Genomic DNA, 21,953 nt, shown 5'->3' with positions numbered 1-21,953 from the left:
GAATTTCCCTTTAAGGAAACTGAAATTTCCCTTAAGGGAAACGCGCGTTTCTCTACAGGAAACTCCAGGAAACACGTAAGGAAACGGAATGCCCTTTGAAACGGAGCTCAATCAAACAACTCTTTCAAGACTTCCAAAGACTTTAGTACGGGAAAATCCGGCAGATGCAAACGGTAATACTCGTTCATAATCGTCAGACAACGGGCACGCTCCATGCGGCTCATGGCAAAGAGATGCATTGTTTCGTAGTTCATGCGCATCAGCCTTGTGAGACGTGCCGCCTCTTCCGGCGCTATATAGTCGGAATGCAATTGCGGACGCAACGGGGTAAAGCAGGCATTCTGCAAATCAAAATAATCGCCGCCGTGATAATCTTCCAAGTTCGGATACAATCCGAGAAAACGCGACAAACGCATCAAAAAGACCAGATGAAAATTGGCAAAGCCACTGCCGCATTCATCCAACCAGACAATGGAATGCTGCAAATAAGCGAATAAAGGACGGTTTTCCGCCTCCTCGCGCAGCGCACGATATAAGAATTCGGACAGAAACAAAGCGATGGCAGATTTATAAGGGTCGTAAGGAATCGAAGTAAAAGGATAGAAAGACTTTGCCTCTTTCACCTTATATATAGAAGTATTCGGACGGAAATCCGCTTCCAGCTCCACCAAAGACAGAGGTTGGAACAGTACCGACTTCACCGCAGCCTTGCGCGAACGGGACACCGGAACCAGGAAAGAAGCCCGTCCGGACACCTCGGTATAGATGTCTACAATAATAGAAGTATCCTTATACTTCAAAGAATGCAATACGATTCCTTGCGTTTTCTGTAACATTTCCGTCCTTTAATCAAGTTTCAATCCGGCTAACAAAGCTACAAAAAAAGCGCGAAACTACGGAACTTAAAGAAGAGGAATAAAAAAAATGAAGCAAATACAGAAAATTTAAAACATCATTATACACCTGATTATCAATAGATAAAACCATATACAAGAGGGAACGCAGAAGAAATTCTGCAAAATTTTTATCAGAAATGTTTGCCAATTCAAAAATAGTTTCTACCTTTGCAACCGCAAACGAAAGGAAAAACGGTTGCAAAGAGCGGAAACGCTCAACAAGGATGGCCCGTTCGTCTATCGGTTAGGACGCAAGATTTTCATTCTTGAAAGGGGGGTTCGATTCCCCCACGGGCTACAATTAAAAAGATAAACGAATTAAAAAAGATTAGTCGAGATGGCAAATCACAAATCATCACTGAAAAGAATCAGACAAGAAGAGACAAGAAGACTTCACAACAGATATTATGGCAAGACCATGAGAAATGCTGTTCGTAAGCTTCGTGCTACTACAGATAAAGCTGAAGCAACAGCAATGTATCCTGGTATCACAAAGATGTTGGATAAGTTGGCTAAGACTAACGTAATCCACAAGAACAAGGCTAACAACCTGAAGTCAAAGTTGGCAGTTTATATCAACAAACTCGGTTAAGCTGATAAGTTACACAAAAGATATGGGAGTCCGGACTTTTTAGTTCGGACTTTTCTGCGTTTGTATCATTCCCGGACAATACCCTCAAAACAAACAAATCCTCACGGTGCTAAAAAGCTGTAAACAGCCCAAATTTATCAAGCCGCCGGCATGATATATCAAGGATTTTCACTATTTTTGCTTTGTTATTACAATAAGAGAAATTAGATTATGACTGAAGAAGAAAAGATAAACGGCGAAAGCAATTACTCGGCCAGTAACATCCAGGTACTGGAAGGTTTAGAGGCTGTACGTAAGCGTCCTGCCATGTACATCGGCGACATTAGTTCCAAGGGACTCCATCACTTGGTTTACGAGGTTGTAGACAACTCCATCGACGAAGCGCTCGCCGGTTATTGCGACCACATCGAAGTTACCATCAACGAAGATAACTCTATCACCGTACAAGACAACGGACGCGGTATTCCGGTAGACTTTCACGAAAAAGAACAGAAATCCGCTCTCGAAGTTGTCATGACCGTGCTGCATGCCGGCGGTAAATTCGACAAGGGTTCCTACAAAGTTTCCGGTGGTTTGCACGGCGTCGGTGTATCTTGTGTAAACGCATTGTCCACGCACATGACGACGCAGGTTTTCCGCAACGGAAAAATCTACCAGCAAGAATACGAATGCGGCCATCCGCTATATTCGGTAAAGGAAGTCGGCACTACCGCAATCACCGGTACGCGCCAGCAGTTCTGGCCGGATGCTACAATCTTTACTGAAACGGTCTACAGTTACGATATTCTGGCAACCCGCATGCGCGAGTTGGCCTATCTGAACGCCGGCATCAAAATTACGCTGACCGACCTCCGCGTAAAAGAAGAAGACGGAAGCTACAAGCAAGAAGTTTTCTATTCCGTAGAGGGCTTGAAGGAGTTTGTGCGCTATATAGATTCTTCCCGCGAACATCTGGTGAACGATGTCATCTACATCAACACCGAAAAACAAGGTACGCCGGTAGAGGTAGCCATCATGTACAATACTTCCTACAACGAGAATATCCACTCTTATGTAAACAATATCAATACCATCGAAGGCGGTACGCACCTGGCCGGCTTCCGCCGTGCGCTGACCCGTACCTTGAAGAAATATGCCGAAGACAACAAGATGCTGGAAAAGGCAAAAGTAGAGATTTCCGGCGATGACTTCCGCGAAGGTCTGACCGCAGTTATCTCCATCAAGGTGGCCGAACCGCAGTTTGAAGGACAGACCAAGACAAAGCTCGGTAACAACGAGGTTATGGGAGCTGTGGACCAGGCTGTAGGCGAAGCACTCTCCTATTACCTGGAAGAGCATCCCAAAGAGGCCAAAATGATTGTAGACAAGGTGATATTGGCAGCACAGGCACGCGTGGCTGCACGCAAGGCGCGCGAGTCCGTACAACGCAAGTCACCGATGTCCGGTGGCGGCATGCCGGGCAAACTGGCCGACTGCTCCAGCAAAGACCCGGAAGAATGCGAATTGTTCCTCGTCGAGGGTGACTCTGCAGGCGGTTCTGCCAAACAAGGACGTAACCGTACTTTCCAAGCTATCCTGCCGCTTCGCGGTAAGATTCTGAATGTAGAGAAGGCCATGTGGCACAAAGCATTCGAAAGCGATGAAGTAAACAATATCATTCAGGCTTTGGGCATCCGCTTCGGTGTAGACGGAGAGGACAGCAAGGAAGCCAATATAGACAAGTTGCGTTACAAGAAAGTAATCATCATGACCGATGCCGACGTCGATGGTTCTCACATCGACACGCTGATCATGACGCTCTTCTTCCGCTATTTCCCGCAGGTGATACAGCAAGGGTATCTGTACATTGCCACTCCCCCGCTCTATCTCTGCACCAAAGGCAAGGTGAAAGAATACTGCTGGACAGACCAACAGCGCCAGAAGTTTATCGATACTTACGGCGGCGGTTCGGAAAATGCGGTCCACACCCAGCGCTACAAAGGTTTGGGTGAAATGAATCCGGAACAATTGTGGGAGACAACCATGAATCCGGAAAACCGCATGCTGAAGCAAGTGCATCTTGAGAATGCTGCCGAAGCCGACTATACCTTCTCCATGCTGATGGGTGAAGACGTAGGCCCGCGCCGCGATTTCATCGAAAAGAACGCAACCTATGCAAATATTGACGCATAATCAGGAAATTAAAAATTGAGAATTAAGAATTGAAAAATAGACATGCTATCATTTTAATTCTTAATTCTCAATCCTCAATTTTTTATTTACCAACCTCACATCTTACAACGAAGAAGCTCCGGACGGACAGGAAATACCTGTTGACCGGAGCTTTTCTTATATCATTCCCTGCTTCTTCATCTCTTCGGCAGCCAGTTCCAGCTCGGCATACCAATCTTCACCGAATTTACGTATCAAAGGTTCCTTTAAGAACTTATATACCGGCACATCCTCTTTCCGCCCCAACAGGACAGCCGCCTTACAAACATCCCAACGGTGATAGTTCACCGCCTTATAAGGCCCGTAATCGCCTATGCGGATAGGATAAAGATGGCAGGAAACGGGTTTGTAAAAGTCCGTCTTACCTTCTCTATACGCTTTTTCTATGGCACAATAGCAACAGCCTTTCCCGTCATAGCAAGTAAATACACAGTCCTTGTTATTAACGATAGACGTTACCAAATCGCCCTCTTCATCCGTGTACACCACTCCTTGTGCATCTATCACGGCACGCGCTTCCGGAGAAAGTTCATCCCAAATCACAGGCAGTACCTCTTCCAGTTTCTCTACCTCCTCAAATTCCACCGGAGCACCGGCATCCCCTTCAATGCAACATTCTCCTTTGCAAGCATCCAGATTGCAAAGGAACTTCTCGCGCAGTACATCAAAAGAAACTACAACATCATCTATCTGTAACATTAGTAAATTGAAAATTAAAAATTGAGCATTAAAAAATAAATGTTCACCTGTTTAAAGATTGTTTCATCCGCTTCTTCTAAGACAATATGAATTCTTTCTGAGCATCCGCTAAAAACTTGTATGCGTTTACTATTCGAATAGCAAACGCATACGACTTAGCATGGATAACATTATCCCTTGCTATCATTTCTTAATTTTTAATTCTCAATTATCAACTTATAATCAAGTCTTTACCAGTCATTTCAGCAGGTTGCTTCATACCCAGAATATGCAGGATGGAAGGAGCTACATCCGCCAATACACCGTTCTCTACCTTAGCATTCTTATCGGCCGTGACATAAACAAACGGAACGGGATTCAAAGAGTGGGCCGTATTCGGCGTACCATCCTCGTTCAGGGCATGGTCGGCATTACCGTGGTCGGCAATGATGATTACCTCGTAATCGTTGGCTTTGGCAGCTTCCACCGTATCTTTCACGCATTCGTCGATAGCTTTTACGGCTTTCTCAATGGCTTCGTAAATACCGGTGTGACCCACCATATCGCCGTTCGCATAATTCACTACGATGAAATCGAACTTCTTGGTATTAATGGCCTCAACCAGTTTATCTTTTACTTCGTAAGCGCTCATTTCCGGCTTCAGGTCATACGTAGCCACCTTCGGAGACGGAACAAGGATACGTTCTTCCGCATCGTACGGAGTTTCGCGACCGCCGTTGAAGAAGAATGTTACGTGGGCGTACTTCTCCGTTTCGGCAATATGGAGCTGGGTCTTGCCGTTGGCTGCCAAGTATTCGCCCAAGGTATTCTGTACGTTTTCCTTATCGAAGAGAATGTGCACACCCTTGAAGGAAGCATCGTACGGAGTCATGCAATAATACTGCAAACCGGGAATAGTGTGCATTCCCTGCTCGGGCATATCCTGCTGAGTAAGCACGATAGTCAGTTCCTTGGCACGGTCGTTACGATAGTTGAAGAAGATAACTACGTCACCTTCCTTGATAGTACCGTCGAAGTTCGCGTTTACAATCGGTTTGATGAACTCATCGGTTACGCCCTCATCGTAAGACTCCTGCATGGCCTGGACCATGTCGGAAGCAACCTTACCTTCTCCGTTTACCAACAGGTCATAAGCCACTTTCACACGTTCCCAACGTTTGTCGCGGTCCATGGCATAGAAACGGCCTACGATGGAAGCAATCTTACCGGCTGACTTTTCGCAATGTGCCGTCAACTGCTCGATGAAACCTTTACCGCTCTTCGGGTCGGTGTCGCGACCGTCCATAAAGCAGTGGATAAATGTATTCTCGATGCCGTATTCCTTTGAAATATCGCAAAGCTTGAACAGATGGTCGAAAGAACTGTGCACACCGCCATTGCTGGTGAGTCCCATAAAATGGATGTTCTTACCGTGCTCCTTCGCGTAAGAGAAAGCGGAAACGATTTCCTTATTCTTCAGGATGCTGCCGTCGGCACAAGCACGGTTAATCTTTACCAAGTCCTGGTATACGATGCGTCCTGCACCGATATTGAGGTGACCTACTTCCGAGTTACCCATCTGTCCGTCGGGCAAACCGACATTCTCGCCGCTTGCCTGCAACTCCGAGTGCGGATAAGTGGCCAACAGGCTGTCCCAATAGGGAGTAGGCGTATTGAAAATCACATCATCTTTACCTTGATCGCCGATACCCCAGCCATCAAGAATCATTAAAAGGGCTTTCTTGCTCATAATTATTAGTTTTTTAATTGTACAATCTCTACTTATATGGAAGAAGGGAATTGATTTACAATCCGTTTTTCCAATTGCAAAGGTACAAAATAGCGGCCAAACTATGTCATTCGGAAAGTAAAAATAACATTTGCACAAAGGAGCGCTTTCCATAAACAACAAGAAATCCTAAAAAAGCCATGCCGACGCATGAAATCCAATATGATTTTCATACTTTTGCATGGCTTTTAAATAAAATCAACTGAAATTATGGACGATTCAAACCCACGAACGTGCAATAGTGTTTACAATTAAAGCGAGCGGAGACGTTGGTCGCAATGCCTCTGTTCGGACTAAAGAAAGGAGGCAAAACAATGAGAAAGTATCTCTACAGCGAAAACGGCTTCGTAGAAAAAGCCGAATGGAAACCTAACTGCTGGGTAAACGTGGAGTGCCCGGACGACAGCGATTTCCAATTCCTTACCCAAGAACTGAAAGTTCCCGAATCATTCCTTGAAGACATAGCCGATACGGACGAACGTCCGCGCACGGAGACCGAAGGCAACTGGCTGCTGACCATTCTGCGCATTCCGATGCAGAGCAACCAGCACGGCATCCCGTTTATCACTGTGCCCATCGGCATCATTACAAACAACGATATCATCGTTTCCGTATGTTATCATCACACCGAACTGATACCGGACTTCATACAGCATACCCGTCGCAAAGGGATTGTAGTCAACAATAAGCTGACACTGATTTTACGAATCATATACTCCTCCGCCGTATGGTTCCTGAAATATCTGAAACAAATCAATAACGATGTGGCCACCGCCGAAAAGGAACTGGAAAAGAGCATCCGCAACGAGGACCTTCTCCAGTTGATGAAACTGCAAAAGACGCTGGTGTACTTCAACACTTCCATCCGCGGCAACGAAGTCATGATAGGACGGTTGAAAAACATCTTCCAAGACACGGACTATCTTGATTTGGAACTGCTGGAGGATGTTGTTATCGAACTGAAGCAGGCGTACAACACGGTAAACATCTACAGCGACATCCTTACAGGGACAATGGACGCTTTCGCTTCCATTATTTCCAACAACGTGAATGCTATCATGAAACGCATGACAAGCCTCTCCATTACCCTGATGATACCTACGTTGATAGCCAGTTTCTACGGTATGAACGTGGATATACACCTAGAAGGATTTCCACATGCGTTTGTGTTCATTGTGCTGCTGTCCGCAATATTATCGGCCGTGACCTTTATATGGTTCAGAAAAATCAAATGGTTCTGAAAATACGTGTACGCTACAGACATCAGTATTTCAACACCTTTGCAGACACCGTTTTATACCTGGGCATCGTCATACCGATAGAAGCACCGATATAGGTAGGGTCGCAAACTATATATTTCCGGCCGTTCACCATGAGATAATCACCGGAAACATTGCCATTGAAGCGGACAGCAGTGGCGATGTGTTCCGGGTAATCCAGCAGTACGACATCAAGTCCCAAGAGTTTCCGCACCAGATAAGAGAACAGCATCGCACGGTCCTCGCAATCGGAATAGGGATAGTAGAACAGTTCTTCGACAAAGAACGGCTTCTCGTATCCGAACTGTTGGCCGTCTGTCTGATATTGGAAAGCGGTCTGCACGAAATTTATCAGAATGTTTGCCGCATCCGCCTCATTCCGTCCCTGCACCAAAGGAGCCAATGAAGACAATATCCGGTTTTCCATGGCAGCATTGACCGGAGCATTGAAGTAGACGCTGTAATCGCACTGGGGATAAGCTTTATAGAAATCCATCAAAGCCTTCGGAACATCCACCGTAACCTTGGCAGCGCTTCCCTTTGCCTGGTGAGTGGAACTGACGACTGTACCCGGAAACAACGGAGCCTCTTTCAATTGCATTCCTACACTGTTCTTTGCCTTGGGAGAGTCTTTCTGACACATATAAAACTGGCATTGTTCATTATTGCCGCTGAAATTATAGTAGTTCTGACCGTTTAAGGTTATATAAGGATGCGCATAGATAGAACAATCCGTAGCAACGAACAACATCATTTTATCTTCCGTGGCTTTTCTTGCCATACGTGCCTTGTAACCCATTTCATTGAGCAGGAACTGTTGCATTACAATGCTTTCATTGGCCGTACCGCAATAAGTATCGGCTACCTGCCTCACCAATGTAAAAACTCCCCAATCGTTCAGCCGCAAATCTTTCCGTATCTGCGCACAATCTGCCAATAACGGCTTGTAATCGGAGTTGCATAAAGCCTCGTAGGCATCTGCAATGGCATTCTCATTAAGTCCGTTCAGGCTGCATTTACGGTTCAGGCTGTTATTCAAATAAAAAGCCAGACCACCATACGTTATCTTGCTGCGTCCCGATTCGCCCCTGTACAATGGGGACGTTGAAGTTGAGGAGACCGGTAACCGGAGTTCTGCCGCCGGCTCCGGACATCGGCCTACTTCAACAACAGGAGCAGGTTCTGCTTCCGGTTCGGCCTCGACAACCTCGACCACCGGTTTCTTTTCCGGCTGCACCGCCGGCTTGTCCGCAGCTTTCTCTTCGATAATGATGACTTTCGGGTCTTTCTTCTTCCGAACTATCACTTCGGGCTTGTCAAAGACAATTCTGTCCACCTCATTAAGCTGTACTACCGGCTTCTGTTTCCCTTCCGAAGTTGTCATATCGAGTATTTCTTCAATCGTCAGGCAAACCGGCTTTTCACTCTTCGGCGCAGTCTTTTCATCGTATACAACCGGCTTCACCGGTTCGGGCTTCACCCGCTTCAAAACCGGCTTCTCCGCTTCAAACTCCTTCCAGGGCTCACGCATGAAGTTGATGAAGTCTTTATTGGCATCATCCATAAATTTATCGAAGTCTTCCAGCTCCTCTTTCATAAAACCGGATATGCCGCCTTTGTTCTCCTGAGCCATTCCCGTAAGAGCCAATAAAAGCCCTGCAATAAAAGATATTGTTTTCTTCATGGTCGCATCGTTTTAAATAACCGAAAAAGGTTGCACCCGGAGCACTGTGCCACAGGAACAACCTTTATAAATCCATATAGATTACTCAGCCTCTACCGGTTCGCCGATAAACTCCTCCACTTGCTGGGAGAGTACACCCAAAGCCGCCTGTTTTTTAGCCGCCAACGCAGCCTCTTCCCTGGCTTTCTTTGCTTTGGCCTCATCGATAGACATATATACATTGAATTCCTTGCTGCCGTCCTTGTTTTCTTTCACCAATACAAGGTGCTGCTTCACAAGACCGGCAATCTTTGTATTGACACCCGATTCATAAGCCGCGCCGAACTTGTCAATCTCCTCTTCCGGAGTAGAAGACGCCTCGGAAGACATCAACCCTTTCATCTTGCCTACAACCTGTGCTTTGGCTCTGGACGCATAGCTGGTAATGCCGTTCATTATGGCATTCTCTCTGCCTATTTTTACATTCTTGCCGATGGCAATACCTACCAGTTCGATGCGGTTTTCCGGATCTTCCTCCAGATACGTGCGGTACTTGGAAAAAGCATACTCCAGCGTAGAAGAACTTGCCAATGGCTTCCATCCCTCTTTGGTCAACTCTTTCACCCTTTTCTTGACATCCTTTTTCAGAGCTTTGGACTGTGCACCGGCAGTTGCCGCACAACCGAACAATATAGCGCAGACAAGCGCAAAAAACGCAAAACTTCTTTTCATAATCATTTCTTTTTAATTGTTAATAATATACTCATTCCCAGTTTGTGACATAAGGTAAAGACAACTGGGAGCGCTCTACGGCACCCGTTTGCGGATTGACGAATGTTATGGCACCCTGCACAAAGGAGAAAAGCGACTTCTTTTTCTCTCCGACTGTAAATTCACCCTCTGCCAATGCCTTTATCTGTATAATACCTTTGGTTTTATAAACGCCATCTATATCATCGAATATAATAGGAGCGGATATTTCGGGAACATGAAGTTCCAACGCCTTCAACCCGAAAGGAGTACCGCCCCTGTTGTTCAATGTCAGACGGATATTGATATTGAATATCTTTCTGTCCGCCACGGAATCGGCCGTCAGCACCAGTTTCCCTTCCGGTACGACAGAGAAAGCCATGCTTCCCGTTCCTGCCTCGTTCAGGAAAGCTTTATGTTGCAAACGCTTGCCGCCGACTGTCAGTGAGATGTTCAGGAAGTTCTCTTCTTCAGGCAGACAGTCTTCCGCACTGTACGTAATGAGGAACATCCCGTCGGCAGGACGGACGCTGATTTGACCGGCGCAGTTGGACGTAACTTTGGGTTTGGCCGCCACCTTTATAGGATTACCATCCAACAGAAGCTGGCACTGATACTTTCCGCTTTCAAGGAAAGTGCCCGTCAGTGTAAGCGCATCGTACAACTGCCTGTAGCGGGCAGTCAGCCCCTTTACCCGGCTCAAACGTACATCATCGAAGAAATACTCGGACAAGGTATTCAGTTCCGTTATGGCACGGCTTATCTCATCGGCAGATTCGATTGCCCCTATCTTCTGCTCCAACGCTTCATACCGGGCCACCTGCCCAGCATCCAACGCTTCAAATTCCGCAGTCAGCTTCCTTTGCTCCAAACGCGAAAAAGGATACTTTACCGAATAATTATAATGTTCTTTTTTCGTGGCTTTGTCCTGGACTTTCTCCCAATAGATTTCTTCGACATTGGAAAGGGAAATCCCTTTCAGAAAAGGAAGATTGGCAGACTTTATCCTGGATATCTGCGTAAAAGCATCCGAAGATTCTATGTTTCCATTCACATTGACTTCCGAAAGAGTATTCTTCTTGGACACCGTTACATTGCTGGCTACCGACTGAATGATACGTTCGGTTATCTCGGTCAACGCTTTCGTCTGCCCCTCTGCCAACGAGCCGGCCGTAACCGACACTACCAGATAATCTTCCACCGCCGTATTCAGCCAACCCGGCACTTTCTTTGCACTCCTTTCCACCACTTTGGTCTGGGCTGCGACACCCGCAGCCAGTAATGTGATGAAAATCATCCATATCAATCGTTTCATACGCTTTTTATCTTTTTATTGCCATTGAACCGGCAGATTACGAATGTATACTTTTGTATCCGCTACCAACAACTCTATATAAGAAAAAAGGGAGAATCTGTCGAATACGTTCGTTACATAAAACTCCCGCCGTACCGTTACACGGGGCGGCATCTTCATCCATGCCCCGTTCTGTATCTCGAAGTTCTTGCATTCCGTACCACTGTCTGTAAAGGCGGAAGTAAATCGCAAGAACTCATCCGTATTACGGCCTGTGTCCACATTGGTCATTTCCGCCAAAATCGTGATACGCTGCTGGGTAGCATTGCCTGTGCACTTCAAGACCTTGAACTGCAGCCTGTTTGTGGAAAGGGTAATTTCGCAACGGGCTGCCGGAGTTTCCTGCGCAACGGGCTTTTCGACCACTTTCTCAACAATCACAGGTTTCTCGACTACCTTCTCAACCACAACCGGCTTTTCCACTATCTTTTCAACCTCCACTATTTTCTCCACTTCAACAGGTTTCTCTATCACTTTCTGTATAATCACCGTATCCGGCTGTACATCGGGCACATACTGCGCCAACTCCGTCTGGAGCACGGAAGCCTGCTCATAACAAGGCACACTCTCCGACACGGCAGAAAGATAACTCAATGCCTCCGGGTATTTCTTCAAATTGTAAAGGCTTTGTGCCTTCTGAAGAATAGTAGCGCAATTAGCGGCATAATAATCCTGTATCTTCTGCCGGGCAATACGGATAAAACGGGTGTAAACCGGATCGGTTGTACGCAGAGCGGAAATCATGGCTTTATAGGGGTCGGCGCCTTCTGCAGCCTGCCCGGATACGGACACAACGGCACTGTGATACATGCTGCCGTCTATCTTGTTCTTGGCAACCAGCGTCAATTCTCCCTTTACAAGCGTGGTATTACGCATCAACCCCGAAGTGGACTGCTTGTCTAAAACCGTTATTACCGGTTCTATGACAAAGACATTATAGTCGTTTGCCGCTCCCGCACTGTTTCGGGTGATAATCTGTCTCAACTTGTTTTGAAGCATTTCTTGCGATGCTTCGGACAACTCGCTTTCCCCGGACAACGGTTGTACGGAGAAGTTGATTGTCTGTCCCGAAAGCTGAACGGTACAAAATCCTGCAATCAATAGAAATAAGAATTTCTTCATATCATAATTATTAAAAGACAGATGTCCGGCTGTGTATCTTATCCATAAAAACACCTGCCGGACACCCAGTCCAATGTTATTCCCTGGAATTCTGAATTAAAAGCTGTATGTACTGTCCGGAAGCGGCTTTCTCGCTAACCGTATAGCCTTTGTCTTTCAACAATCCCGATGCAAACCTTCTCAGCTTGCCCGTTTCCGATTTTATGGAACGCGGTCTTCCCGTATCAGGGTCATATACCGGCACACGCATATAGACATTCAGACCGTTACCTCCCGAACGGATTTCGCCGTTGCCTTTGAAAGCATTTTCAAGTACCCACTCGTCAAGTTCATCACTCAACGTCATATCTCTTGTGCCGACAGCATCGTTTTCCATATCAAAGTCACAGTTTTCATCGACATTGAGGGTTATGTTCACTTCCCGGCCATTGGTTACCATATCACGGAATGCCTGTTTCAGTTGGTCAAAGAAATTCACAGAGATGTCTTCCAAGGCATATTCGGTCAGCTCTTTTTTAGACGCACGGAAACGGTCGCTCACAATACTGGCATTTGCCAACGAAAAACCAGTCTCACGCTCTTTAGCCTCCATCAAAAGGGTGACATTGGAAGCTCCTCCGGCAAAATCTTCTTTGGTAATTTTCACCGTCACATATATATCCGCCCGTGCGCCATCCACATACGCCTGCAATCCGGTAGATTTGGCATTCAATGCAGAGGCCGCATAAGCACGGTTCTGTACCCGCTGGAACTCCGTCATAAAGTCAATCGTCTTGAAATTACGTAAATTAAACTCTTCCTTTATCTTGGAAAGAGCCAACAGCACAGCTTCATCATTCAGAACCGCATCTTTTATCCGGTCGTTCTCTCCTTCTCCGGGTTCTACAAACGGAACCACCATTACATTCGGCTGTCTCGCCTGACCGTTTTGGGCTAACAGATAAAGAGGTAGGAACAGACTTAAAAAAGAAACAACTATTCTCATAATCATCTATATTAATCAAAAACCGAACGAATCGAAGTTCATATTCGCTATCTTATTCTTCAAAACATAATAGTTGACTGCAATATCAAAAGGCTTCTTCTTTACTTTCTCACCTTTCACTTTGTCCAGTTTTCCCATGGGCTTCACCGAACTTATACAATCCTTATACTCCTTGTTCTCAAAAAAAGCAAGCAACTTGCCCTGGCTTTTCGCTTCCGCCTCCGACTCCGTCATCGAAATCACAGCCGGATAATCCTTGGAAAAACCCGAATAAAGCAAAGCACGGATTACACGCACTTCCGCATCCTCCTGCGCCAAAGCATCGTTCTTACCATATCCCAACGTACGGAGTACCACGACGGCATCTCCTCCACGTCCCCTTACTTCCATCAAATTAACCGATCCGCCATAATTCACCGGTTTTACCTTTTGGGCAAAAGAGGTCGTGAAGCACAGTAAACAGAAAAGAGAAAAAATCAATATCTTCTTCATATATCAACGGGATTTTAAAAGTAACAGTCTACATTGCAGGAAACTGTTGGCATCCAATGTAGGTATCAATTCTATTATACGGTCTTTACCTTCGGTGAAAGAAACCGCAGATGTAGAAGCGCGCAAGTCTTGTACCTTTACAGCACCAACCACTTCGCTCTGACGCTCCCCACCACTATATTTTATCAAAGAAACCTGGAACTGATCTCCTTTTCTTATATTCAGGCTCTCACCGCAGGTAATGACATATTCATCTCCTTCGTAACCAAGAAGCCCGTATACCGGGATATTATTCAAAAAGAAGTCCGTCAAAGGTTCCGTTAAAGTAGCCAGAGCTTCCTGACAAGCGGCGTCCCGGTTGGGGCGGATAGCGGTTTTCTTGATATCGCTGATAAACTCACGCGAAATCAATGCTGCCGCCGTAGAATCGCGCGCATCACTGATGCTTACTTTCAGGCGAAGTACACAGGAATAACCTGCTCCACCTGCCCTGCGGGTGAACTGGCAACTGTTTATATCACAGGAAAGCGTATAGTCATTCTGCTTGGAAGATACGTACTCTATCTTTTCCGCTCTGGACATCTTCATAAACAGGCTGGCCTCTGCATCCCGTGTGAGGGCTTCCAATGCGTTTTCATCGGATATCTCAAAACGCCCGCTCGCCTTTGCCACTTCATCCAGCTTGGCACGTACATTCCCCTCATAGATACGAATCATATCCATAGGTTTGGTATTACCTTTGGCCTCCTGCTCTTTGGCAATATTCACCAAAGTACCGTCCGTAACCTTTATATCTACAAGACGTAAGGTCATTGCGTTCTTACCCTTACTTTGGGCAAAAACACCCAAAGCAAGAGTAAGCATTACAAACAATAAATATATCTTTTTCATCGTGCTGTCCCTTGTTTACAACTATTCTTCTTTCACTTCCTGCCCCTCGTTGGCTTTCTTATACTTCAGTTTCTCCGTGTTCTCTTTGATATTACGCTGAATCAATGGAATTACATTTACAGACATCTTAATAGCTTTTGTTGCCTGTTTCACTTTCTTTCCGATTGTCAATGCTTTCAATGGGTCCGAAGTCAGAGATGCCAGTGCCGATACGCTTTCAGCAGTAAGGGAGACTCCGCGGGCAGCAGCCTCTGTAAGATTCAGAGTAGCGATACTATATACTTTCAGCGCATCATTCTTGGCAATGGGTTCGTTTGTATTCTTGTTTTTGGCATTCCAAATCGTATCCGTCACTCCCATTTCTTCATCAAAGTAAGGTTCGGGAACCATCTCTATAAAAGCGGTATTCTCTTCTACCCGTTGCAGCAAAGCAAACAATTCATTCGTGTGTATAAAAAATGTATCAACTTCTGCAATGCCTATATTGGCTTCGATAGGCTCCCACTCTGCCAAAAATTCTTCATAATCTGCACGCAAATCAGCTATTTTAGCATCCTTCTTGGCTGCTTTCTTCAATTTAGCTTCTTTCTTGGCATTCTCTTTTGCTTGTTTTCGTGCTTCTTTTTCTTGTCTTGCTTTCTCTTTCTCCGTTAATTCCTGAGAGTAAGTAGTGGTAGTCAAAACAAACAGACCCAATAAAACCAATAAATATTTCTTCATAACCTGTAATTTTTAATGTGAAACAGAAATAACACTTCTGCTCCAGGGTTTATAATAAATGTGTAAATCTCCCTTTTCGCCTAAAAAATATTGATAGTTGTGAACGGCTTTTTACTAAATCTGAAAATACGCTTCACAGTCAGTTTCCAATCTGCTTAATCATGATATCACATCTTATCAATCCATCTCAGATAACTTTTTTTTTCGTTTACAAAGATAAGCGCATTTTAATATTGCGTATGTACACTAATTTTATTATATTTACCCAATAAACACCTACTATTAACCAAAATACTATCAGAATGAACACAAAACTAAAGAAAATCGCAGGACAACAACTGCAGCTGCTGCGCTTGGAGAAGAACCTGACACAAGAACAAATGAGCGAAAAACTAAATCTTTCTACAAGTGCCTACTGTAAAATTGAATATGGTGAAACGGATTTAACACTGACAAGATTAGACAAAATCGCAAAGGTACTGGGTATCTCTGCGTTAAGTCTATTCAGTCACATAGACAAAAATATGAATCCGGATACAGACAACAGTTGCAAAAACAGCAACAATGATAGCACAGATGACCTGAATGACCTCCGTGAACTCATCAAGGCCAACACCAGAATTATCGACCTGCTATCCAAACGGATAGACTTATTGGAACAAAAATTATAGGAAAGGAAGCTCCAACTGCCCGCCACCCAGCAAATTGAACGTCATGCGGTGGTAAGGAGTGGTTCCCCGTTCGGCAATAGCTGCACGGTGCTTTTTTGTGGGATATCCCTTATTATGATTCCAGTCGTAATAAGGGAACTCTTCGTGCAGCCGGTTCATATAATCGTCGCGATAGGTCTTGGCAAGAATGGAAGCAGCTGCAATGGAAAGGTATTTGCCGTCGCCTTTCACAACGGTGGTATGCGGAATGTCCCGGTATTTCTTGAAACGGTTGCCGTCGATAAGCAAATGTTGCGGACGTAGCTGCAACCGGTCAACAGCACGGTGCATGGCAAGAAAAGAAGCATTGAGGATATTTATCTTATCTATTTCCCCGGGAGAAACAATCCCCACCGCCCATGCCAACGCTTCTTTCTCAATGACTTCGCGCAGGGCATACCGCTGTTTTTCGGTCAGTTGCTTGGAATCGTTCAGCAGTTCGTTCTTGAAATCTTTGGGAAGAATAACGGCTGCGGCATAAACAGCACCGGCAAGGCAGCCGCGCCCCGCTTCGTCACATCCCGCTTCTATCAGCTCTTTATTTAAATAAGGTAACAGCATACATCACTACATTAGAATGCGCAAAGATAAACCTTTTCATAAGTAAACCGGATTTTTAAAGAGAATAAATATGACTATCTTTGCCGGCAAATTAAAATACAACAGAGATGTTTACGATTATCGGACTGATGCTCACCGGAATATTGCTGGGCTATCTCTTACGGAAAAGAAGTTTACATAAGATTCATACTGTCATCACGGTATTAATCTGGGCGCTGCTGTTCATCCTCGGCATTGAAGTTGGCGGCAACGAGCAAATTATCAAAGGATTGCACACCATAGGCATCGAAGCCGTGATACTGACTTTGGGCAGTACGTTGGGCAGTGTCATTGCTGCCTGGGCGCTGTGGAAAGCTTTATATAGGAAGAAAGGAAAAACGGCATGAAAGGCAGCCTTATCATAATCGGTTTCTTTGTTTTGGGTACGCTTTGCGGAATTTTCCACCTGATACCCGTTGATGCAGTCATGGATAGCAAGATCAGCTTCTATGCACTTTGCGCCCTGATGTTCAGTGTAGGATTGAGTGTGGGTAACGACCCGCAGACATTGAAGAATTTCCGTTCGCTCAATCCCCGGCTGGTATTTCTGCCCATTATGACGATACTGGGCACGCTGGCAGGCTCTGCAGCGGTCAGCCTCATCCTGACGCACCGTTCCCTGACCGATTGCCTGGCCGTAGGTTCGGGATTCGGATATTATTCACTCTCCAGTATCTTCATTACCGAATACAAAGGAGCAGAACTCGGAACTATCGCCCTACTCGCCAATATCAGCCGCGAGATACTTACCCTGCTGGCAGCACCGTTACTGGTACGCTGGTTTGGCAACCTGGCTCCCATCTCTGCCGGCGGCGCCACAACGATGGATACCACACTCCCGATAATCACCCGTACCGCAGGACAGCAGTTTGTCGTAGTCTCCATATTTCACGGATTTGTAGTGGATTTCAGCGTGCCGTTTCTGGTGACCTTGTTCTGTTCGATATAGGTGATTACAGACAAAGCGCTGCTTCGAACGTAGAAATTAGGATATTATCGTGATAAATCCATCCCATGAGACAAATATATTCGTCCCGCGAAACGACAAAAATCATCCCGTGAGATGAATAAATCCGTCTCACGGGATGAATGATTTCGTCTTACGGAACGAATCGCGTATGTTTAGAACAGGCTCCAAGCCACAGTCAGCCCCGCCATAACAATGGCCACCATGCTCATCAGTTTGATAAGGATATTAAGGCTCGGACCGGAAGTATCCTTAAACGGATCACCTACCGTATCGCCTACAACCGTGGCTTTATGCACTTCGCTACCTTTGCCGCCGAAATTGCCTTCCTCGACATACTTCTTGGCATTGTCCCACGCACCGCCGGCATTCGCCATAAAGATAGCAAGTACGAATCCGCTGCTAAGTCCGCCGATAAGCAGTCCCAACACACCGGGAACACCGAAGACAAGTCCGGTCAGGATGGGAGCAATGATTGCTATCAGCGAGGGAACTACCATTTCGCGTTGCGCGCCTTTCGTGGAGATGGCTACGCAACGTTCATAATCGGGTTCGGCCTCACCTGTAAGGATACCCTTTATCTCGCGGAACTGGCGGCGTACTTCATCCACCATATGGGCAGCGGCACGACCTACGGCATTCATCGTCAGTCCGCAGAACAGGAAAGCCATCATCGAACCGAGGAACATACCCGAAAGAACTTTGGGATTCATCAACGTTACATCGTAGTGATGCATGAAATCGAAGAAAGTGGCATCTTGTACGGACACCGCTTCACCACCCACAAAGATGTCGGTAGTGCCCAGACGGGTCAGTCCGATACGGATTTCCTCGATGTAGGATGCAAGCAGGGCAAGTCCCGTCAATGCAGCCGAACCGATGGCAAAGCCCTTACCCGTAGCGGCTGTCGTATTGCCCAAAGAATCGAGCGCATCGGTACGCTTACGCACCTCCTCGCCCAGACCGGACATTTCCGCATTGCCGCCGGCATTGTCGGCGATAGGACCGTAAGCGTCCGTGGCCAGCGTAATGCCCAACGTGGAAAGCATGCCTACGGCAGCGATACCGATGCCGTAAAGTCCCAGACCTACATTGGCAAAGTCGAAACCGGAAGCAAAAAGATAGGAAGCAATGATGCCCACCACTACGGCAATTACCGGAATGGCAGTAGAGAGCATACCCAGACCGATACCCGAGATAATGACAGTAGCCGGCCCCGTCTTGCCGCTCTCACTCAGTTTCCGGGTAGGACGGTAGGATTGGGAAGTATAGTATTCCGTGGAACGACCGATAACGATGCCTACCACCAGCCCCACAACCACCGAGCAGGATATCCACACCCAGTTGTCCAGCTTCAACAGCCAAAGGATAAGGAAAGTGGCAACGACTATCAGCACCGAACTCAGGTTCGTACCGAAAGCAAGGGAGTTCAGCAGGTCTTTCATCCCGGCATTCTCCTTGGTACGCACGGAGAAGATGCCTATAATGGAAAGGATAATCCCCACAGCGGCTATCAGCATCGGGGCAATGACGGCTTTGAACTGCATCAGCGTATCCCCCGAATGGATAAAAGCGGCTGCGCCAAGAGCCGCCGTAGCAAGAATGGAGCCGCAATAACTCTCGTAAAGGTCGGCCCCCATACCGGCAACATCGCCCACGTTATCGCCTACATTGTCGGCAATGGTTGCAGGATTGCGGGGATCGTCTTCGGGGATGCCGGCTTCCACTTTGCCCACAAGGTCGGCACCTACATCGGCGGCTTTCGTATAGATACCGCCACCCACGCGTGCAAACAACGCCTGTGTGGAAGCTCCCATACCGAACGTCAGCATCGTAGTGGTGATAATACAAAGTTTATGAGTGGGTGTCATCACATCCACAGGGATAACCGCATTGAGCAGCAGATACCAGAAGGAAATATCGAGCAGGCCAAGCCCCACTACAACCAGCCCCATTACCGCACCGCTGCGGAAAGCGATGCGCAAACCTGCATTCAATGAGTTACGGGCGGCGTTTGCCGTACGCGCCGAGGCATACGTGGCCGTCTTCATACCGAGAAATCCGGAAAGGCCGGAGAAGAATCCGCCTGTGAGGAAAGCTATCGGAACCCAGGAGTTCTGCACTCCGAAACCGTAAGCCATAATCGAGAAGAGAATCACCAGTCCCAGAAACACCCATCCCACAATCTTATATTGCTGACGGAGATAGGACATGGCGCCTTTGCGCACAGCAGCGGCAATCTTAACCATTTGAGGAGTTCCCTCACTCTCTTTCATCATCTGACGATGGAAATACCAGGCAAAGCAAAGCGCCAGAACGGAAGCGGCCGGTACCAGCCAGAAAAGCAATTGGTCCATAGCATAAATCGTATTAAAAGGTTGAACGAAAGCTTAAAAGTATTGATTTGAAATGAAATAAGCAAACGATTAACCGAATTTATGCCAAAGACTGGAAAACAAAAGAATATATCAGAACGTACTTGATGATTTCCTTCAGACACGGAATTACACAGGATTTCACGGAAAAGAATAAAGTTAATCCGTGAAATCCTGTGTAATTCCGTGCCTGAAAGAAATAAACCGCAAGCGTTTTTATTTTGCCGCACTCTCTTTATTCTACTGTCACAGCCGTACCGCAAGCAGTCACCATCAGCATACTGCCGCTGCCGCCTACCGTTTCGTAATCAAGGTCAACGCCAATCACTGCATTAGCGCCCAACAAACGGGCTTGTTCCTGCATCTCGCGAAGCGCCGTATCTTTAGCCTCACGAAGCACTTCCTCGTACGAACCGCTGCGTCCGCCTACCACATCGCGGATACTGGCAAAAAAGTCACGGAATACATTGGCACCGATAATTGTTTCACCGGATACGATGCCATAATAACGGGTTATCTTTGCACCCTCAATCACTGAAGTCGTTGTTATTAACATAATCTTTATTTTTAAGTTAGCTGCAACTTATCAGACGCACAAAGAGGAAGAAAAGTTGCAGCAATAGTCAAAAAAAAAAATTAAATACGCAATTTCATCCGGCAAGCATCAAAACATACGGCTCACACGCTCTATGCCCGCTGCCAATATATCTATCTCCTCTTTCGTATTATACAGGCCAAATGAAGCACGCACCGTTCCTTCAATGCCGAGACGCTGCATCAACGGTTGTGCGCAGTGATGCCCCGTACGTACGGCAATGCCCAAACGGTCGAGCAAAGTGCCCATATCGAAATGGTGAATATCGCCTACGAGGAAAGAGATAACACTCCCTTTCTCTTCGGCCTCACCGAAGATGCGCATACCGGGAATCTCTTTCAAACGTGTCATGGCATATGTAGTCAGTTCATGTTCATGGGCGGCAATCTTCTCCATACCGATGGCAGAAACGTAATCCAACGCTTTGGCAAGCCCTGTCGTACCGATATAATCGGGTGTTCCCGCCTCGAACTTGAAAGGAAGTTCATTGAAAGTAGTCCGTTCGAACGATACGTGCTGTATCATTTCGCCGCCACCCTGATAGGGGGGCATCTTATCGAGCCATTCCTCTTTACCGTAAAGCACACCCACACCGGTAGGACCGTACACCTTGTGACCGGAAAAAACGTAGAAATCCGCATCCAAATCCTGCACATCCACCGGTATATGCGGAATGGACTGGGCTCCGTCCACAAGCACGGGAACGCCTTGCCCGTGGGCATAGCGTATCATCTCCTTTACGGGATTCACCGTACCCAGCACATTGGATACATGGGCTACGCTGACAATCTTCGTACGTTCGGAAAACAACTGTTTGTACTCGTCCAACAAAAGTTCGCCTCTGTCATTCATCGGGATAACTTTAATGGCAATCCCTCTTTTGGCAGCCAGCAATTGCCAGGGAACGATGTTGCTGTGATGTTCCATGACGGAGAGAATCACCTCATCCCCCTCCTGCATAAACTCTTCACCGAAGCTGGACACAAACAGATTGATACTTTCCGTCGTGCCGCGGGTAAAGATGATTTCATTCGTACTGCCGGCATGGATGAACTTCCGTACCGTCTCGCGAGATGCCTCGTGCAACTCCGTAGCCTGCTGCGAAAGGAAATGCACACCGCGATGCACATTGGCATTGACCGAATAGTACTCATCCGTAATGGCATCCACCACCTGACGGGGTTTCTGCGTAGTCGCACCGTTATCAAAGTAAACCAACGGCTTACCATATACCTCACGGGAAAGTATCGGAAAATCAGCTCTTATCTTTTGAAGGTCCATATCTTTTAAATTATGAATTATGA

Annotated in this window: 21 protein-coding genes, 1 tRNA gene and 1 pseudogene; 7 read left to right on the top strand and 16 right to left on the bottom strand. The window is 46.5% G+C overall.

Translation table 11 applies throughout. From position 1 onward, the window contains the following. Positions 1–107: 107 nt before the first annotated feature. Entirely contained in the window at positions 108–836 is a 729-nt protein-coding gene (gene recO, locus H8S52_RS04665; protein WP_005656084.1) for a DNA repair protein RecO, read from the bottom strand. Positions 837–1,122: 286 nt separating this feature from the next. Between recO and H8S52_RS04660 the strand changes: the two genes are divergently transcribed. From H8S52_RS04660 to gyrB, 3 genes are all read left to right on the top strand, one after another. Next, positions 1,123–1,194: transfer RNA gene (locus H8S52_RS04660), tRNA-Glu, on the top strand. Between the two features lie 39 nt (positions 1,195–1,233). Beyond that, positions 1,234–1,488, top strand: a complete 255-nt coding sequence (rpsT, locus tag H8S52_RS04655) for a 30S ribosomal protein S20 (RefSeq protein WP_005656082.1) — start codon at positions 1,234–1,236, stop codon at positions 1,486–1,488. 210 nt (positions 1,489–1,698) lie between these two features. Continuing rightward, complete coding sequence (gene gyrB / locus H8S52_RS04650) at positions 1,699–3,660, top strand: DNA topoisomerase (ATP-hydrolyzing) subunit B (RefSeq protein WP_005656081.1); 1,962 nt, start codon at positions 1,699–1,701, stop codon at positions 3,658–3,660. Between the two features lie 156 nt (positions 3,661–3,816). Here gyrB and H8S52_RS04645 read toward each other — a convergent pair whose 3' ends face one another. From H8S52_RS04645 to gpmI, 3 genes and pseudogenes are all read right to left on the bottom strand, one after another. After that, positions 3,817–4,398 (bottom strand): DUF3109 family protein, encoded by a 582-nt coding sequence (locus H8S52_RS04645; protein ID WP_005656080.1) that lies wholly within the window; start codon positions 4,396–4,398, stop codon positions 3,817–3,819. 79 nt (positions 4,399–4,477) lie between these two features. Further along, positions 4,478–4,585, bottom strand: a pseudogene (locus tag H8S52_RS19900) (four helix bundle protein); the annotation flags it as partial. 24 nt (positions 4,586–4,609) lie between these two features. Next, positions 4,610–6,127 (bottom strand): 2,3-bisphosphoglycerate-independent phosphoglycerate mutase, encoded by a 1,518-nt coding sequence (gene gpmI, locus H8S52_RS04640; RefSeq protein ID WP_016661081.1) that lies wholly within the window; start codon positions 6,125–6,127, stop codon positions 4,610–4,612. Positions 6,128–6,480: 353 nt separating this feature from the next. Between gpmI and H8S52_RS04635 the strand changes: the two genes are divergently transcribed. Continuing rightward, on the top strand, positions 6,481–7,407 hold the full coding sequence (locus H8S52_RS04635; protein ID WP_060385621.1) for a magnesium transporter CorA family protein: 927 nt from the start codon (positions 6,481–6,483) through the stop codon (positions 7,405–7,407). A gap of 22 nt (positions 7,408–7,429) precedes the next feature. On the opposite strand, the gene H8S52_RS04630 is transcribed toward H8S52_RS04635, so the two are convergent. The 8 genes from H8S52_RS04630 to H8S52_RS04595 all read right to left on the bottom strand — a co-directional run bounded on the left by H8S52_RS04630 (position 7,430) and on the right by H8S52_RS04595 (position 15,402). Continuing rightward, positions 7,430–9,109, bottom strand: coding sequence for a hypothetical protein (locus H8S52_RS04630; RefSeq protein WP_186909379.1), 1,680 nt, complete (start codon positions 9,107–9,109; stop codon positions 7,430–7,432). An 81-nt stretch (positions 9,110–9,190) separates the two neighbouring features. Next, positions 9,191–9,820 (bottom strand): hypothetical protein, encoded by a 630-nt coding sequence (locus H8S52_RS04625; RefSeq protein WP_022103970.1) that lies wholly within the window; start codon positions 9,818–9,820, stop codon positions 9,191–9,193. 31 nt (positions 9,821–9,851) lie between these two features. Continuing rightward, positions 9,852–11,153 carry a plethodontid receptivity factor PRF gene (locus tag H8S52_RS04620; protein ID WP_117899448.1) on the bottom strand — a complete coding sequence of 434 codons (1,302 nt, stop codon included), beginning with the start codon at positions 11,151–11,153 and terminating at the stop codon, positions 9,852–9,854. A gap of 15 nt (positions 11,154–11,168) precedes the next feature. Further along, positions 11,169–12,314 carry an inner membrane complex domain-containing protein gene (locus H8S52_RS04615; protein WP_117858118.1) on the bottom strand — a complete coding sequence of 382 codons (1,146 nt, stop codon included), beginning with the start codon at positions 12,312–12,314 and terminating at the stop codon, positions 11,169–11,171. Between the two features lie 76 nt (positions 12,315–12,390). Further along, positions 12,391–13,299, bottom strand: a complete 909-nt coding sequence (locus H8S52_RS04610; protein ID WP_255469967.1) for a DUF6175 family protein — start codon at positions 13,297–13,299, stop codon at positions 12,391–12,393. Between the two features lie 15 nt (positions 13,300–13,314). Continuing rightward, positions 13,315–13,791: a hypothetical protein gene (locus H8S52_RS04605; protein ID WP_186909377.1), complete on the bottom strand. Its 477-nt coding sequence runs from the start codon at positions 13,789–13,791 to the stop codon at positions 13,315–13,317. Between the two features lie 3 nt (positions 13,792–13,794). Further along, entirely contained in the window at positions 13,795–14,682 is an 888-nt protein-coding gene (locus H8S52_RS04600; RefSeq protein ID WP_005656067.1) for a hypothetical protein, read from the bottom strand. 21 nt (positions 14,683–14,703) lie between these two features. Then, complete coding sequence (locus H8S52_RS04595; RefSeq protein ID WP_022103968.1) at positions 14,704–15,402, bottom strand: hypothetical protein; 699 nt, start codon at positions 15,400–15,402, stop codon at positions 14,704–14,706. A 302-nt stretch (positions 15,403–15,704) separates the two neighbouring features. Between H8S52_RS04595 and H8S52_RS04590 the strand changes: the two genes are divergently transcribed. Further along, positions 15,705–16,073 (top strand): helix-turn-helix domain-containing protein, encoded by a 369-nt coding sequence (locus H8S52_RS04590; RefSeq protein ID WP_117858111.1) that lies wholly within the window; start codon positions 15,705–15,707, stop codon positions 16,071–16,073. Here the strand turns inward: H8S52_RS04590 and H8S52_RS04585 are convergent. Then, positions 16,068–16,673, bottom strand: a complete 606-nt coding sequence (locus tag H8S52_RS04585; protein ID WP_005656061.1) for a ribonuclease HII — start codon at positions 16,671–16,673, stop codon at positions 16,068–16,070. The two genes, H8S52_RS04590 and H8S52_RS04585, sit on opposite strands and share 6 nt — an antisense overlap. Positions 16,674–16,780: 107 nt before the next feature. Here H8S52_RS04585 and H8S52_RS04580 point away from each other — a divergent pair, with 107 nt between their 5' ends. Beyond that, positions 16,781–17,059, top strand: a complete 279-nt coding sequence (locus H8S52_RS04580; protein ID WP_117985982.1) for a LysO family transporter — start codon at positions 16,781–16,783, stop codon at positions 17,057–17,059. Then, entirely contained in the window at positions 17,056–17,661 is a 606-nt protein-coding gene (locus H8S52_RS04575) for a lysine exporter LysO family protein (RefSeq protein ID WP_117858107.1), read from the top strand. The genes H8S52_RS04580 and H8S52_RS04575 overlap by 4 nt, the downstream gene beginning before the upstream one ends. 173 nt (positions 17,662–17,834) lie before the next feature. Here the strand turns inward: H8S52_RS04575 and H8S52_RS04570 are convergent, their stop codons facing one another. The 3 genes from H8S52_RS04570 to H8S52_RS04560 form a co-directional block, all read right to left on the bottom strand. Next, positions 17,835–20,036: a sodium-translocating pyrophosphatase gene (locus H8S52_RS04570; protein WP_060385539.1), complete on the bottom strand. Its 2,202-nt coding sequence runs from the start codon at positions 20,034–20,036 to the stop codon at positions 17,835–17,837. A gap of 253 nt (positions 20,037–20,289) precedes the next feature. Then, entirely contained in the window at positions 20,290–20,610 is a 321-nt protein-coding gene (locus H8S52_RS04565) for a heavy metal-binding domain-containing protein (protein WP_005656053.1), read from the bottom strand. A gap of 108 nt (positions 20,611–20,718) precedes the next feature. After that, positions 20,719–21,930, bottom strand: coding sequence for an aminotransferase class V-fold PLP-dependent enzyme (locus tag H8S52_RS04560; RefSeq protein WP_117858105.1), 1,212 nt, complete (start codon positions 21,928–21,930; stop codon positions 20,719–20,721). Positions 21,931–21,953 lie beyond the last annotated feature (23 nt).

The sequence above is a fragment of the Bacteroides sp. NSJ-48 genome, from assembly GCF_014287405.1.
Lineage (GTDB): Bacteria > Bacteroidota > Bacteroidia > Bacteroidales > Bacteroidaceae > Bacteroides > Bacteroides stercoris.
This window is presented reverse-complemented; position numbering and strand designations above follow the sequence as displayed.